Origin of the sequence: Pseudomonas sp. 478 (genome assembly GCF_003254125.1) — a bacterium.
GTDB lineage: Bacteria > Pseudomonadota > Gammaproteobacteria > Pseudomonadales > Pseudomonadaceae > Aquipseudomonas.
Genome location: NZ_QKZG01000005.1, coordinates 139190 through 154032, shown reverse-complemented (window position 1 = coordinate 154032; position 14843 = coordinate 139190). Strand labels below are relative to the sequence as shown.

Annotated in this window: 15 protein-coding genes and 1 pseudogene; 3 read left to right on the top strand and 13 right to left on the bottom strand. The window is 50.0% G+C overall.

Translation table 11 applies throughout. The features are described from left to right. Positions 1-23 precede the first annotated feature (23 nt). Positions 24-1025: pseudogene (ilvA, locus tag DFS28_RS12470) on the top strand (threonine ammonia-lyase, biosynthetic); the annotation flags it as partial. Positions 1026-1049: 24 nt separating this feature from the next. On the opposite strand, the gene DFS28_RS12465 reads toward ilvA, so the two are convergent. Further along, positions 1050-1355 (bottom strand): NIPSNAP family protein, encoded by a 306-nt coding sequence (locus DFS28_RS12465; RefSeq protein ID WP_074876451.1) that lies wholly within the window; start codon positions 1353-1355, stop codon positions 1050-1052. 29 nt (positions 1356-1384) lie between these two features. Then, positions 1385-1867 (bottom strand): serine protease inhibitor ecotin, encoded by a 483-nt coding sequence (gene eco, locus DFS28_RS12460; protein ID WP_111450021.1) that lies wholly within the window; start codon positions 1865-1867, stop codon positions 1385-1387. Between the two features lie 306 nt (positions 1868-2173). Between eco and DFS28_RS12455 the strand changes: the two genes are divergently transcribed. Further along, a complete protein-coding gene (locus DFS28_RS12455) occupies positions 2174-2443 on the top strand; it encodes a DUF1652 domain-containing protein (RefSeq protein ID WP_111450020.1) in 270 nt (89 codons plus the stop codon). Here the strand turns inward: DFS28_RS12455 and DFS28_RS12450 are convergent. Together DFS28_RS12450 and DFS28_RS12445 are read right to left on the bottom strand one after the other, a co-directional pair. Further along, complete coding sequence (locus tag DFS28_RS12450) at positions 2440-2835, bottom strand: hypothetical protein (protein ID WP_111450019.1); 396 nt, start codon at positions 2833-2835, stop codon at positions 2440-2442. The two genes, DFS28_RS12455 and DFS28_RS12450, sit on opposite strands and share 4 nt — an antisense overlap. A gap of 92 nt (positions 2836-2927) precedes the next feature. Next, positions 2928-3197 (bottom strand): DUF2790 domain-containing protein, encoded by a 270-nt coding sequence (locus DFS28_RS12445; protein WP_111450018.1) that lies wholly within the window; start codon positions 3195-3197, stop codon positions 2928-2930. A gap of 510 nt (positions 3198-3707) precedes the next feature. Between DFS28_RS12445 and DFS28_RS12435 the strand changes: the two genes are divergently transcribed. Beyond that, positions 3708-4004 (top strand): hypothetical protein, encoded by a 297-nt coding sequence (locus tag DFS28_RS12435; protein WP_111450017.1) that lies wholly within the window; start codon positions 3708-3710, stop codon positions 4002-4004. 109 nt (positions 4005-4113) lie between these two features. Here the strand turns inward: DFS28_RS12435 and DFS28_RS12430 are convergent, their stop codons facing one another. The 9 genes from DFS28_RS12430 to DFS28_RS12395 all read right to left on the bottom strand — a co-directional run bounded on the left by DFS28_RS12430 (position 4114) and on the right by DFS28_RS12395 (position 14817). Further along, on the bottom strand, positions 4114-5091 hold the full coding sequence (locus DFS28_RS12430) for a sel1 repeat family protein (protein ID WP_256596877.1): 978 nt from the start codon (positions 5089-5091) through the stop codon (positions 4114-4116). Between the two features lie 2 nt (positions 5092-5093). Next, positions 5094-6062, bottom strand: a complete 969-nt coding sequence (locus DFS28_RS12425) for a tetratricopeptide repeat protein (protein ID WP_111450016.1) — start codon at positions 6060-6062, stop codon at positions 5094-5096. 83 nt (positions 6063-6145) lie between these two features. Next, positions 6146-7111, bottom strand: coding sequence for a tetratricopeptide repeat protein (locus DFS28_RS12420; RefSeq protein WP_111450015.1), 966 nt, complete (start codon positions 7109-7111; stop codon positions 6146-6148). 122 nt (positions 7112-7233) lie between these two features. Continuing rightward, positions 7234-8163, bottom strand: coding sequence for a tetratricopeptide repeat protein (locus tag DFS28_RS12415; protein WP_178082207.1), 930 nt, complete (start codon positions 8161-8163; stop codon positions 7234-7236). A 107-nt stretch (positions 8164-8270) separates the two neighbouring features. Continuing rightward, positions 8271-9239: a tetratricopeptide repeat protein gene (locus DFS28_RS12410; protein ID WP_111450014.1), complete on the bottom strand. Its 969-nt coding sequence runs from the start codon at positions 9237-9239 to the stop codon at positions 8271-8273. Positions 9240-9273: 34 nt separating this feature from the next. Further along, positions 9274-9966: a tetratricopeptide repeat protein gene (locus DFS28_RS12405; protein WP_256596876.1), complete on the bottom strand. Its 693-nt coding sequence runs from the start codon at positions 9964-9966 to the stop codon at positions 9274-9276. 15 nt (positions 9967-9981) lie between these two features. Beyond that, complete coding sequence (locus DFS28_RS30845; protein ID WP_256596875.1) at positions 9982-10248, bottom strand: hypothetical protein; 267 nt, start codon at positions 10246-10248, stop codon at positions 9982-9984. Between the two features lie 12 nt (positions 10249-10260). After that, entirely contained in the window at positions 10261-11238 is a 978-nt protein-coding gene (locus DFS28_RS12400) for a tetratricopeptide repeat protein (protein WP_111450013.1), read from the bottom strand. A gap of 15 nt (positions 11239-11253) precedes the next feature. Beyond that, positions 11254-14817: a LysM domain-containing protein gene (locus DFS28_RS12395; RefSeq protein ID WP_111450012.1), complete on the bottom strand. Its 3564-nt coding sequence runs from the start codon at positions 14815-14817 to the stop codon at positions 11254-11256. Positions 14818-14843: the final 26 nt, after the last annotated feature.

Genomic DNA, 14843 nt, shown 5'->3' with positions numbered 1-14843 from the left:
TGGGTTCTGATCAACGTCAGGAGATGACCATGAGCAGCACCACCGCCGAGCAGACCTTGCTTGAGCATTACGTGAAAAAGATCCTCGCCGCGCCCGTGTATGAGCTCGCGGTGCGTACGCCGCTGCAACCGGCGCCAGCGTTGTCCGAGGCGCTCAGCAATCAGATCCTGCTCAAGCGCGAAGACCTGCAACCGACCTTTTCCTTCAAGATCCGCGGCGCCTACAACAAACTGGTGCAGTTGAGCGATGAGCAAAAGGCTCGTGGTGTGATCACCGCTTCCGCGGGCAATCATGCCCAGGGCGTGGCGCTGGCGGCGCGTGAATTGGGGATCGCCGCCACCATTGTGATGCCGTGCACGACGCCGGAACTGAAGGTGCTCGGTGTACGCAGCCGGGGCGCTGACGCCGTGCTGCACGGTGAGAGTTTTCCGTTTGCCCTGGACTATGCGCTGAACCTTGCTCGGCAAACCGGTCGCACCTTTGTCTCGCCCTTCGACGACCCGGATGTGATCGCCGGGCAGGGCACCGTCGCCATGGAAATCCTGCGTCAGCATCAAGGTCCACTGGACGCGATCTTCGTCCCGGTGGGTGGGGGCGGCCTGATCGCCGGCATCGCGGCGTACGTCAAATACTTGCGACCTGAAGTCCGCATCATCGGCGTCGAGTCGGAGCATTCCGCGTGTTTGTCCGCGGCATTACAGGCCGGCGAGCGAGTTGTGCTGCCTACCGTAGGTACTTTCGCCGACGGCGTAGCCGTCGCCCAGATCGGTGCTTATGGTTTCGAAGTCTGCCGGTTCTGTGTCGATGAGGTCTTGACGGTCAGCAACGACGAACTCTGCGCCGCCATCAAGAATATCTACGACGATACCCGCTCGATCACCGAACCTTCCGGTGCCTTGGCCGTGGCCGGAATCAAGAAGTACGTGGCGCAAATCGGTGCCCGTGGTCAGACCCTGGTAGCGATCGACTCGGGCGCCAATATCAATTTCGATAGTTTGCGCCATGTGGCCGAGCGCGCCGCGTTGAGCTGCACCCCGGCGTGAGCGGTATCAGGCCAACAGCGGGCGCAGGAAGGTCCGCTCGTAACTGACGATAAACTTCTTTTCGACCAGAGAAGCTACGAGCGCGGCGCTTTCGGCGTCAGTCATCGCGATATGCCGGTAGCTTTCGTAGTCCGCCAGTGACGGAAAGCTGAACAGGCAGTAGGCGATATTGCTCGCGCCTTCGGAAGGCAGGAAGTACCCGTGGTGCGTACCGCCCAAACGCTCGACGATGCCGAGCCAGGCTTTGGCGTAGGCTTCGAATTCGCTGAGTTGATACGGATCGATCACATATTTGACGTGGCAGGTAATCAAAATGGCGCTCCTGTAACGGGACAGAACGGTTATTCCTGGACGGCTTTCAGGACCTTGCTCGACGCCGACCAGATCCGGTAGCGGACTTCGACGTCTTTGGGCACGTAGAGCACAATCGGTAGTTTGCTGTTGTAGCGCAGCATGAAACCGTCACCGACCACCGGCACGAAGTCCTTTTTGCTCTTGCCGTCCGGGCAGGCCATTTGTGTACTCATCGGGCCGATGACTTTTTCCAGTCGGTAGAACGGGTAGCCCCAGCCTTCGAGATTCTTCTCCTCGAGAATGCCGCCCAGGCGTTGGCGATTGCAGTCAACGGTCAGGGTTTTGCCGGCGAGGATTTCGACCTGGTAGCCGTCTTCCTGAGCCTGTGGAGCAAGGTGAATGACCTGGCGGGTGAAACCGCTCTCGGGTTTGGGGAACGGCGCGACTTCTTCGAGTTTCGCGGCGTGAGCAATGCTCGACATCCCGGCAACAATCAGCCCGACGGTAGTGATATAGGTCAAAGAACCCATGATGCCTCCTTGCGTGCGAGTGGGGTCAGCGGATACTGAACTGATTGGCCGCATTCTTACTGGCGTCGTCGGCCAATGCAAACTTGTCGCGAGATGTATGCGGATTGCAGGGGCACAGCAACGCCTTTCTTGCAGATTGCATGAGGCCATTTAGCAGTCGTTTGGCTAAATCGTTGATTTGCCGATGAGCTGCAGGGCGAAATCCCAGGCATGTTTTATGCTCTAGCTGGTCTTGAGCTGACCGGGGATGTCATTGCGTCAGTATCGATCGTTGATTGGCAGTCTCACAATAAGGAGAGGGTCGCCATGTTTCTTTCTGCCTTGGAACTTCGCAACATCATCGAAAGCAGTTTTTTGCCGAAACGTTGTCAATGCACGCTGTCGCCGGACCTGTCGATGACCGTCAAGGTGTATTCCGATCGTGAAACCGATCACCTTGATCTAATAAAAACAGGAATAAATGCCAAACGGCTAAATGGTTGTCGAGAAATCAATGACCTGATCGCTGGACTGCGCTCTGACATGCAGCACCAAACCATTGCCCAGACGCTGCATCCAGACCGCAAAGCGCTTTAACCCACGGTTTCGAGCTCCATCGACACGCGCCTGGTCTGGAGAAACGCCAGACCCAGCGCCAGTTCGACCATCACCGCAAGCAATATGCCCGGACCGGCATGGCCATTGAGCCATTCACCGAAGCCCAATGCTGCCAGCCCCCAGCAGCCGACCATGAAACCATTGCTCAGCGCATGGCGGGTGGTCGAAGGCGACTCGTTTCGAACCAGATAAAACATCACACCCAATGCCGCAAACAGCATTGCACTGCGCCGCGCGACAACGCCCACCGCCAACGAGTATTCAAGACCCCAGATTGACAGTAACCAGTCGGGCATCAAACCCCAGATCAGGGCCAGCAGAAAACACAGCGCGGCGGTAAAAGTCGACAAGGCACGAAACGATAACTGCATGGCGAATCCTTGCGGCAGTGAGGGGAGGCGCTAGAGCATAGCGCCAGAACCCCTCACCGGAATACCGCAAAGTGTTGAATCAGACCTTTCCGTCAGTTCTGATAACTGCAGGCGTCGGAAAGTTTACGGTAGGAGATTTCCGCAGGCTTGCCCGAGGTGCTATCGATGTACTTCATGTCGGCTGTGACCACTTTGCAGTCCAGCGTCGACGGTTCGGTCAAGTTAATGACCTTGCCCACGTGCAGCGGCATACCGTAGTGGTACGGCACCGCCTGGGAACTCGAAGTGTCATTGGCCTGGGCCAGACCGGCAAACGCGGTGCAGGCGAGGGCGGTGGTGATCAGCAAGGTGCGCATGTTCATGAACGATCTCCAGTGCGGGAGGGAAGTCAGCTCGACGTATTGGCGTCGAACCTGCCGCACTGGGCGTCAGAGAAGCCTGAGGGCGTGCGGTCCAGTAAAGTTTTGGACCGCGGGGTTAAGCGATGGTTAACCCGACTGAATGCCGCCTGTCGTGAGGAGGTTTCTGACAGAGGTTTCATGTCGGTAAAAAAACTGAGGGAGGTTCGGCTTGGTCCTACACGCTCGGACTCTTTGTCGTCTTTCGTCGGCGAGGTGCCAGCGTTTACTGTTTGGCCTCGCTGCAAAATCAGCGAGCAGGTTTGGTCACCTGATATCCCGCACACATATGTGCCATCATTCGCCCTGCGGACATCTTTGTCTTCGTTGTGCGTTGTTATGGCGGCTGTGTGCTGGACGCCTTCGGGCGAGCCGAGTTGTGCGGGTTATCGGTTGACCAAGCCTGTACACAGTCCGCCTCCATCGTTTGGTCACGGTGCTGACGGTTACTTAACTAACGTATGAGTAATTCTTATGCCAACGTTCAACCCGTTTCCCGATCGCTATCGCTCAATCAAAAGCAGCGTTACCGAAACAAGCCCAATGGTCATCGACACCGAGGCCAATCCCCAAGACATACTCGAAGCCGCTTTACAGCGTGTCCGAGCCGCCAGCCAGTTACTTGAAACGCTCCATTGCCAATGCTTCAAGAACGGTGATGTTCAAGATATTCCACACATTACTCACGCGCTTTATCTGCTGACGCAGGATGGGTCCGATTTACTGCTGGTTGCGCAGCAGCAGATGATGGGGTGGAAGGCGCCGGTCTGACTGACGCTTTACTTTAAAGTTGCGAGCAGCACAGTACGAGAATCAATTACTGCGTCTGTGCTGCTTTCTGCGGTGTTGGGGACTCGCACGTATTGAATGTGCAGCGATTTTAACGACCCAACTTATCAGGAAAAAACGACAGCGGAGGGTGTGTAGTTTTCCATTCAACTGCAAATTTTTCCGCTTCTTTGAGTTGTTCAGGAGTCATCTTCGCTGCGATTTCTGGAAGTACTTCCTCAACATAGGCTTGAACATTTCCGCCGCCGTCCAGTTCCTTAAGGAGGGAAGTGATAGCGTAGCCTTTGATTAGGTCAAGCTTAAAATCAAACAACGCTGGCGCGTGAGCCAAATAAGCACCATAACTACTCACGCCGCTTTCATATCCTCTTTCTGCGGCTGTTTTGATCCAATGGCGAGCGGACTCTAGATCACCCTGATTTTCATAAAGGTAGGCTGCATATTCCATCATTGCACGTGGGTTACCACCCTCAGCCGATGCTTTAAACCAATTTCCAACAGCATCTTTGCGCTTCCATGGAAGCAAAAAACCTTCGCCTTGTTTATCGCCAATAGCCATCCAGAACTGGGCTGTGGCATCTCCAGCATTAGCAGATTTTTCGAGCCAGGCTCGATCCAATGTCAACTCATACATGATGTACATCGCTTCTGCATCACCTTGCTCCGCCTTAGGCTTTGCAAGATCGGTCGCATGAGTCAACCATTCTGCAGGAGATTTTTTTGCTTCGGGGCAGTGCTGCATCGTCTTGCACAAGTCGTCGCCGCTTCGCCCGAGTTGAATCATTGCGTAAAGATCACCTTGGGCAGCTGACGCCTCGTACCATTTCTGAGCTTCAGTATTCATATAGCGATTTTTCCTCCTGAGCAACTCTCCCAGATAATACTGTGCTTCGTGATCGCCGGCTTCCGCGGCAATGGTCAGGAAGGGGGTAGCAGAAACAGTTTTGTATTGGTTGTAGAAAGTTATTCCTTGTATTTTTGCTGCTTGCTGTTCCGAGGATAATTCGGCAGATGCTGGATTTGCAAACGCGATAATCAACAGTGCGGTAAATAGAATTTTCTTAATCAATGTTAACGGCTCAACTTTTCCGGAAAAAACGACAGGGGTGGATGAGTCGCTTTCCAGTTCTTTGCAAAATCGTTAGCTTCTGAAATTTCATCCGGTGTCATCTTTTCGGCAATTTCCGGAAGGGTTTCATTTACGTAAACCTGTACGTCTCCGCCACCGTCAAGTTCAGATAGTAGCGAGGTCAACGCATAGCCTTTAACCCTATCTAATGGGAAGTCGTAAAGCGATGGTGAATGGGCTGAATATGCGCCGTAACTGCTAACGCCTGACTTGTACCCTTTATTAGCTGCTTCGACAATCCAATGGCGAGCGACTGTTAAATCACCTTGGTCTTCATAAATAAACGCAGCGTATTCCATCATTGCAGGGGGGTATCCTCCTTCTGCAGATAGTTTCAGCCAATTTCCAACTGCTTCATGCCGCTTCCACGGCAAGAAGAAATCGTCTCCTTGTCTAGTTCCAATTGCCATCCAGTATTGAGCTAATGCATATCCAGAATTTGCAGATTTCTCAAGCCATTCCTCCTTAAGCGTTAGTTCATACATTAAGTACATCGCTTCGGGATCACCACTTTCAGCAGCAGGTTTCGTCAAGTCTAGCGCGCCTTTCAACCATTGCGCTGGTGTTTTTGTGCTTTCAGGGCAATTGCCCATGTTGACGCAGAGATTATCACCACTTCGTCCGAGTTGTATCATCGCATAAACGTTATTTTGGTTTGCTGATTCCTCGTACCACTTTTGAGCTTCGGCGGTCATGAACTGCTTTTCTTTGCGTAGTCTTTCGGCTAAATAAAACTGTGCTTCTGCATCTCCAGCTTCAGCTGCAATACGCAACTCGAGTTGCGCATTTTTATATTGATTGAATAGCAAGATTCCTCGCGATTTGGCAGTTTGCTCATCCGGAGTAAGGTGTGCGTTTGCGTTGCCTGATAAAGCTGAAATAAGTAACGCACCAATAATAAGTTTTTTCATTTCACATCGCAGATATAGGCTGTCTAGCCTCCACCCAAGGATGAGTTTAAACACGCTGAAACTTCTATGGATGGAGGCTGATATCAAAAATCGATTTTTTCAGGATAAAAAGACAGCGGGGGATGCTCATTTTTCCATTTTTTAGCAAGCTGCGTTGCATGTTCAATATCTTTGGGGGTCATATCTTTTGCTATTTGCGGTAGCGTTTCTTCGACGTCAACCTGAGCAGTTCCTCCGCCGTCTAGTTCTTTCAATAGCGAAATTAATGCGTAGCCTTTAGTTTTATCCATCGTAAAGCCTAATGTGTTAGGCTCGACAGCCAAAAAATAGCCATAGTTATAAACGCCGGATTCATATCCAGTAGAAGCCGCTTGCTCTACCCAATACCGGGCCTGTTCTAGATTTCCTTTTTCTCGGTATATCCCAAAGAGCTGCATCATTGCTTTAGGGTTTCCGCCTTTAGCGGAGGCCAAAAACCAAGTCTCAACCGATTGCTGGCGCTTCCAAGGAAGCAAAAAACCTTCCCCTTGACGATCACCGATAGCCATCCGATATTGCGCGACGGGGCTTCCAGCATTCGCAGATTTTTCTAGCAATTTTCGGTCGGCTGTTAGTTCATACATTATATATAGTGATTCAGCGTCACCTTGATCCGCTTTTTCTTTTGCGATCGTTGTCGCTTCTGCCAACCATTCGTCTGGCTTCTTTTTTCCACTTGGGCAGTTGTTCATGGTCCTGCATAGATCGCTGTTACTCCTGCCAAGTCGGATCATTGCGTAAAAATCACCTTGTTCGGCGGCAGCCTCATACCATTTATAGGCTTCGATAGTGATATGTTGCTTTTCTTTACGCAGTTCTTCGGCCAAATAGAATTGAGCCTCTGCATCTCCGCCTTCTGCTGCAATCCGCAATTCGGATTGGGCACCTTTATATTGATTGAATAGCATCAATCCCCGAGTTTTCGCTGCTTGTTCAACAACGGTGAGGCCTGCGCATGAAGCGCCTGAAAAAAATAGTGCGAACAGAGCGATTATTCGGAGATTTTTCATAGGTACATGCGACTCACTTTTTCTATAAGCGCCGGCGATAAACTCGGCGACATATCTGCCAAAATAATTACTTCAGAAGAATCCGGCCCAAGACTGAGCTCAGTCGTCAAGTAACTGGTCTCTCAGTATCCAAGTTTGTCTGGATAAAATGAAAGTGGGGGATGAGAGTCTTTCCACTTCTTAGCAAATATCTTAGCTTCGTCGATTTGTCCAGGGGACATTTTTGCAGCTATTTCGGGTAGAACTTCGTCCACATAGGGTTTGATGTTTCCTCCTCCATCGAGCTCGGTGAGTAGGGATGTCAACGCGTACCCTTTAACCAAGTCGAGCGGGAAATCGTAAAGTGATGGCGCGTGTGCCAAGTAAGCACCATAGCTACTCACACCTGTTTCATACCCCGATTTTGCTGCTTCTTCAATCCAATGACGTGCAATGCTGAGATCACCTCCGTTCTCATAAAGGTATGCTGAAAATTCAAGCATTGCTTTTGGAAAGCCACCTTCTGCGGAGGCTTTCAACCATTGCCCAATAACTTCTTGACGTTTCCAGGGTAAAAAAAAGCTTTCTCCTTCTTTGTATCGATTTGCCAGTAGCCATTGACCCTGTGCATAGCCAGCTACAGCTGATTTTTCAAGCCAGTCCAATTTGGTTGTAGCGAGATACATGATGTACATCGCTTCGCCGTCGCCGCTATTCGCTTTAGGCTCAGCGATTTTCCATAGATGCTCGAGCCATTCACCTGGGTTCTTCGTGCCTTTAGTGCAATTGTTCATTGTGTTACACAAGTCACTTTTTGATGTCGCAAGTTTAAACATTGCGTAGTAGTCACCTTGCGCCGCCGCCGCTTCGTACCATTTTTTGGCGTCTGCGGTAATGTATTGCTTCTGCTGACGTAACTCTTCTGCTAAATAAAATTGGGCTTCTCTGTCTCCTGCTTCTGCCGCGATCCTGAGCTCAGGAGTAGCAATTTTGTATTGATTGTAAAGGACCAAGCCCTGAATTTTGTTCTGTTGCTGCTGAGGGGTAAGATCTGCTTGGGCGTGGCAGCTCATTATAAATAGAATGAAAATTGTTAGTGCGACTCTGGTTTTTATAGAGTGCGCCCATAGATGCGGTTGTATCCCTTGATGCGTCTGTGGGTAGATTCTAGAACTCAAAGTTACAGGCCTAATTTTTCAGGATAGAAGGAAAGTGGTGGGTGTGTGGCTTTCCACTCTTTAGCAAAATGATTGGCTTCGGTGATTTGTTCGGGTGTCATCTTTTCCGAAATAAGAGGAAGTTTTCCTTCGACATAAACTTGGACGTTCCCACCTCCGTCTAGCTCTTTCAGTAACGATACCAGCGCATAGCCTTTTATGAGGTCGATAGGGTATCCGACTTTATCAGGGGTATGAGAAAGATAAGCGCCGTAGCTACTTACAGCGTCTTGGTAACCAGTTTTTGCAGCGATCTCAAGCCAATGACGAACGCCTTCCATATCACCACGCTGATACAAAATAGAAATGTATTCGATCATGGCCTTTGGGTATCCACCTTCTGAAGATGCTTTCAACCACTTCTCTTCCGCGGATTTACGATTCCACGGTAGTAAAAAACTACCTTCTCCCTCCGAATAACGATTGGCTAACAGCCATTGTGCCGGGGCGTAGCCTGCTTCTGCCGATTTTTCTAGCCATGTTAGATCAGACTTCGCGTTATACATGATGGCCATTGCTTCGGCATCCCCCTTCATCGCCCGAGGCTCCGCCGTTTTTATTAGTAACTCTAACCAATCGCCAGCACTTTTAATTCCAGAAGGACATTTATTTGCTACCGCGCAAAGGTCTCCTCCAGCTGTGGCGAGCTGAAACATTGAGTAGTAGTCGCCTTGAGCAGCAGAAGCTTCGTACCACTTTTTAGCCTCGGCGGTCATAAACTGTTTTTCTTTTCGCAGTTCTTCGGCTAAATAGAACTGTGCTTCTGTATCTCCGGCTTCCGCTGCAATACGCAACTCAAACTGCGCATTTTTATATTGGTTGAACAGCAATATTCCTCGCGATTTGGCTGATTGCTCATCTTGAGTAAGGTGCGCGTTTACGTAACCTGATAAAGCGAAAGCGAATAATGCACCGATAATGAGTTTTCTCATAATAGTCCGCGTGCAAGAAATATTCTTCTCCAAGTTAACGACTCAACTTGTCAGGAAAAAACGATAGGGGAGGGTGCGATGCTTTCCATTTCTTAGAGAGTACCTTTGCATTTTCTATTTGTTCCGGAGTCATTTTGGCGGCAATCTCAGGTAGCGCAAAATTCACATAGTCTGGCATTTCGCCTCCACCATCTAACTCGAGTAGCAAGTGAAGTAAGGCATAGGATTTAACGGGGTCGTAAGTAAACCCAAACTCTGATGACTCTTCTCCGAGGTAAGATCCATATCCAAATACTGCAGTCGCGTATCCAGTTTCCACCGCTTTCTCGTTCCAGAGTCTAAACCCTTGCATATCTTTTTTTTCCGCCAGGATCGCCCCGTACGCCAACATGCCTTGAGGGTAACCGCCTTCGGCGGAAGATTTCAGTAAACGCTCAACAACTTCCGCCCGATTCGATGGTAGTAGGAAAAAACCTCTCCCTTCACGATAGCTTACCCCTAAAAAGTATTGTGCATATGCGTACCCGTTTTCTGCGGACTTTTTCAGCCATTCATCATCGCCGGTAACGATAAACATAAGATACATCGCTTCTGCGTTTCCTTTTGCAGCTTCTATGCTAGCGGTATCTAACGCCAACTTCCCCCAAACGCCAGGTTCCTTTCGGCCTTTTGGGCAGTTACCCATAGCTACGCAGAGATCATTTTTTTCTCCTGCAAGCCTTATCATCGAGTATATATCGCCTTAGAGGGCCGATGCTTCATAGGCACTCATAGCTTCAGGAGTCATATATTTTTTGTTTTTACGAATTGCCTCGCCGAGATAATATTGGGCTTCGTGATCACCTGTTTGGGCCGCTAATTCAAGAAATGGCACTGCTGAACTTGTTTTGAACTGATTATAAAGTGTGATGCCTTGTGCTTTAGCGGACTTCAGGTCCGAAGTAGATTGTGCGCTAACCTCTGAGGACATACCGATCGCGAAGAGGGCTACTAAAAAATACGCTTTCATAGTGTTAATAGTTCATAGCTTGTCAGGGAAGAAGGATAGTGGTGGGCGGGTTGCTTTCCATTCCGTCAGGGTTTTTTTTGATTTTTCGATCTGTTCCCCAGTCATTTTTGCCGCGATTTCAGGAAGTTCATCTTGTGCAAATTCTCGCATGCCGCCCCCACCGTCTAGTTCAAGCACCCAGGAAATGGATGCATAGGCAGTTACTAGATCCTCCTTAAAGCCGTATTCCGGCGATTGTCCTGCTAAGTAAGAGCCATAACCATATACAGCGCTGACATATCCAGTCATTGCAGCTTTTTCATTCCACGACCTGAATTGCTCCCAGTCCTTTTTTCGACCCTGAATCGCGGCATACGCCAACATACCTTGAGGGTTGCCACCCTCCGCAGATGCCTTCATCCAACGTTCGACCGTATCCGCGCGTTTTGAAGGTGTCAGGAAGAAACCTTTACCTTCACGATATTCCGCCGCTAGATAGTATTGCGCTAGCGCAAAACCTCCGTCTGCGGATTTTTCAAACCATTTGTCGTCTCCGGTTATCCGGTACATCAAATACATAGCCTCGGCGTCACCTTTTTCAGCTTCTTTCGTAGCAGCCTCTAAGGCACTTTTGGACCACTCGTTTGGCGATTTTTTTTCACCTGAGCAGTTGTTCATCTCAACGCAGAGATCGTTATTGCGCTGAGACAATCTTATCATTGCATATATATCACCTTGGCGAGCAGAGGCTTCATACGCGCTCTGAGCTTCTGGAGTTATATATTTGTTATTTTTGCGTAACGCTTCGCCCAAGTAGTACTGTGCCTCACGATCGCCACCTTCCGCTGCCGTCTTCAGATAGGGGACTGCAGATATGGCTTTGAATTGATTGTAAAGCTCAATACCCTTTTCCTTTGCTTTCACTTGCTGTGTCGATACTTCTGCCTGCGCCACAAAGCTAAAGAATAGGGTTGATAAGGCAATGCAAAAGGCATTTTTCAGTCTTAACATGTTTAGTTGACTCGATTATAAAGGGCCGGAATATTTCATGGTAGTCATCGGGACATAGCTGTTTTCCCGAAAGTCCAGCTTGCAGAACGCGTCTATACGCTGACCCATTTTCTTCACATTTGATTTATAGCGGGCCCGAGCTTTAACGCCTTCCGCACGTTCCATACTAAGTACAGGAACTGCCATAAAATTATCTAGTCTGTATCTATTCTCACAATACGCTTGCCCGGACTCTTTAGGTGCGATGCCTAGTTTGTTCATGCATTTGCAAGCGTCCTCAAATAGCTGTTGAACTTTGGTTAACGCTTCTGCACCATCCGCCGTTGATCCTACCCAATAAATCACTCTGTCGAGAGCTCGTTGTTGGAGCAAGCGTGCTTCCTGTTTGACGTACTTACGATCGGTACTTTTACTTTTGGTTTCACTTGTATTTTGGTTCGTTGAAATTACTGAGAACTCTTCCGGCTCAGAACTGAGCGTCATAAGGAGGGGGCCCAAAGCCGCGGGAGTTGCTTCCATAAACCATTTTTGCAATTCAGCTTGATTTTCATATTCAATAATAGTGTCTGCAATGGGCCCTCCCTTTCCACTACTGGTCATCGCGTCATATAGATTCATAATAACGTCGATGCCCATCATATAGATCATTGCAACATCCAACCCGACCGCACCGAGCATGTTCAGTGCAGAAGCTTGCTCAGCAGCCTCCGGAGTAATCCAGCTAATAGAAGCGCCTTTAGCCTTATACAGCTCACGCCGATAAATATTAATGAGTTCTACAACAGCCTCGTAACCTACCTCAAATTTGAAACTACCACTTGCTCCCGGCCCAAGAACAACCGTTGCTTTAAGATTGAGGATGAATTTTCCCTTATCCAGAGAAACTCCAGCATTGCCCTGCAAGCCTGCGCCATAGGCAGCACCTAAAGATCCGCTGAGGTTGGCAAGCGTTAGCCATTGGCTAGCGCTCGTAGCCTCCTTGTTGTTATTGATTCCGGTGGAGGGCCCAGCACGTAACGCAGCCAATGCTTTAGGTGGAGCCCAATTTAAAGCCCCTGTCAGTTGGATACCTGCTTGCACGCCAGCGAACAGATTGAAGTTGGCCTTCATGCCATCTTCAATTTGTACTTTGTCGGCCCTGCCGGACAGGACTTGGCCACTTGACTTGGTGTCGACAGCAGTCAGAGCCTTGGATTGGTACACAAGGTCTAGGGTAGGGCTGGTGTCACCGTTGTCGGCTTTGGTTTTGATCATTTCATCGTGGGTCTTACGTTCCGCTTTTGCTTCGGCATCTTCGCGCTGTGCCGGTTTGACAGGGCTGAGTGTGGCGCCATATTTGGCGTTGCCGTTTATAGGGGACAGTTTAATGCTACCGGCGAGCATAAGAGACGCGCCGGCGTATCCCCATGCACGGGCACCGAAGTGGAAGGACATACGGCCGAGGTTTAAAGTTTGAAGCTGAGGATTGCCTTCAAGGTAGTAATCGACAGTCACATCCTTGGCCTTCTCGCGCGTCGGCATATCAACTTTTAGCAGTTCCACTTCACCACGTGCCAAGTCAAAGCTCAGCGACGCGCTTGCCGATGTTTGAAAACCTTCAGCGGCAGAAAAGGAGGGGCCTTCCATTTTCACTTCGCCGTGCAGTTTTTTTTGCGGCGGCGCCAAGCAGCGGACGAATTGCGCTTGTGGACTCTTATCGAAGAGCCTCACCTCACCACGAACACTCTTTTTGAAGACTACCTGCTTGAGATGCTCGCCCCATTCTTTGCGCGCGCCGGCATCCTCGAGTTCAGTCACTTTATAGCCACTGCTTTGGAGGAAACTGTAAAACTTGTCGATATTGAACCAGCCAGTGGTGTCAAACCAATCGCCGACCTGGTCTCCAATTCTTAGTGCACCCTGGCTTTCAAGCCACTGCCCGAATACCTTCTGCGCACTGTTTTTACTCGCACCACCGTCACCATTTGCGGGGATACCTTCAACCACTTTGCTGATGCTCTTACCGGCTTTTTTCAAGTCTTCCTCAAGCAGTTTTGGCGCACCCTTGAGGGTCAGCAAACTGAACCATTTCAAGGGCGTCCCGCTTGCACCGAGCGTGCTGACCTCCCTTAGCGGAAAGCCCTCCTTGATGAGGCGGTCAATAGGCTGCGGCTCAAACTGCTCTGGTTCCCATAGCAAGTGACGTCGAATAGGGTCAGCGGCGACTTTTTGCTTAGCCTTTTCGTGCAAACCTTGTTTTACAACTTGCAACCGGTCCCATTCAGTACGTTCGGCCTCGACCAGCCCGGCCGGTGCCTGGGCATTTTGACCGGTCGCTTCGATCCAGTTTTTGTACTTTTTACGCAGACGGTCATTGATTTCCGACTGCTGTTTTTCTGTATCGAGGTACAACTTAAACTGCTCGATACCTGAAGTGATGTCATTGCCACTGATCAACGCATATTCAGGCAGGGCAATCCCATACTCCGCTACTTTGATAATCGCGTCGGTGTATTCGTGATAGGCAAACGACTTGGCTTCGCCGTGCTTCCACGCCAGATAGGCGTACGTATCACCTTCGCAGGTGTATAGGCACTTCTGCAGCTCATCTCGTTTTTTCTTGTCTGTTTCAAGGAGCTTGGCGATATCTTCCTGCGCCTGTGGCTGGATGCCGCCCTTGCTGATCAACGCCTTGCGTTTTTCCAGATAATTCTGGACGCGGGTGCGGGCTTCAATTGCCGCAGGAGCGAACAACGTGCCGTTCTCGTAGGAATGCCCCGTCTTTACAGCAGCGGCGATAGCTATTTTTTTTAGCGCCAACCATTCGCTGCGTAACTTATGTAGTTCGCTGTAATCATTGCGAATGCGGTTCTGAGTATCGTTATCCGCCTGAAGTTGATCTATCCGCGAACGCTGAGTATCGGTCTTTGGCGCTTCGGCTTTTGGTGCATCCTTTTCTTTTGCGCGTTTTGCTTCTTGCCGACTGCGAAGGACCATTCCTGGGTCCATTTCGATATTCGGTTCCTGAGTTTGAATCTCCTCCATTCGCTGGCGCTGCTCGCCTTCGAGGAAATTACTCAGTTTTGGCTCAAGGAAGTAACTCAGCAATCCACTATCGTCTAATCCCTTGAGGCGCTCATCGCGGGATTTGCTCGGAGAAATCTGATTCTCCAGAGCGTGCATCGCCTCCTTCATCGAGGAAGCAGCGCGCTCAGGCAGTAACCAAAACTCTTGTTCGTCGGTTGCATAAATGGCGGTGCCATATGTGCTGGAACAAGGCTTTTGCTGATCCTTGAAGCTGGGAGTACACGTTTCTGCAAAGTCTTTTTTGGGTCCCAAGTCAATTGGTTTAGGGGCGGGCTCACTCGGGGCTTCGGTCTTTGTAGCCGGTTCGGCAGACGCCACAAGGGGCGATGCAGGTTGCGCAACCGCTTCAGCCTGAGCGCTCTTGGGAACACTAAGATTCCAACCCGGCTTAATCGCACTCGGGTTGGTAATGAAGGGATTCATCTGGCGCAGTTGCGCAACATTGGTGTTGTAGCGAGTAGCAATCTGGCTGAGTGTTTCACCAGGATTGACTGAATGATTGGTAATTTCCATGGTGCTTCCGTTCTGTTGTTGCGTCG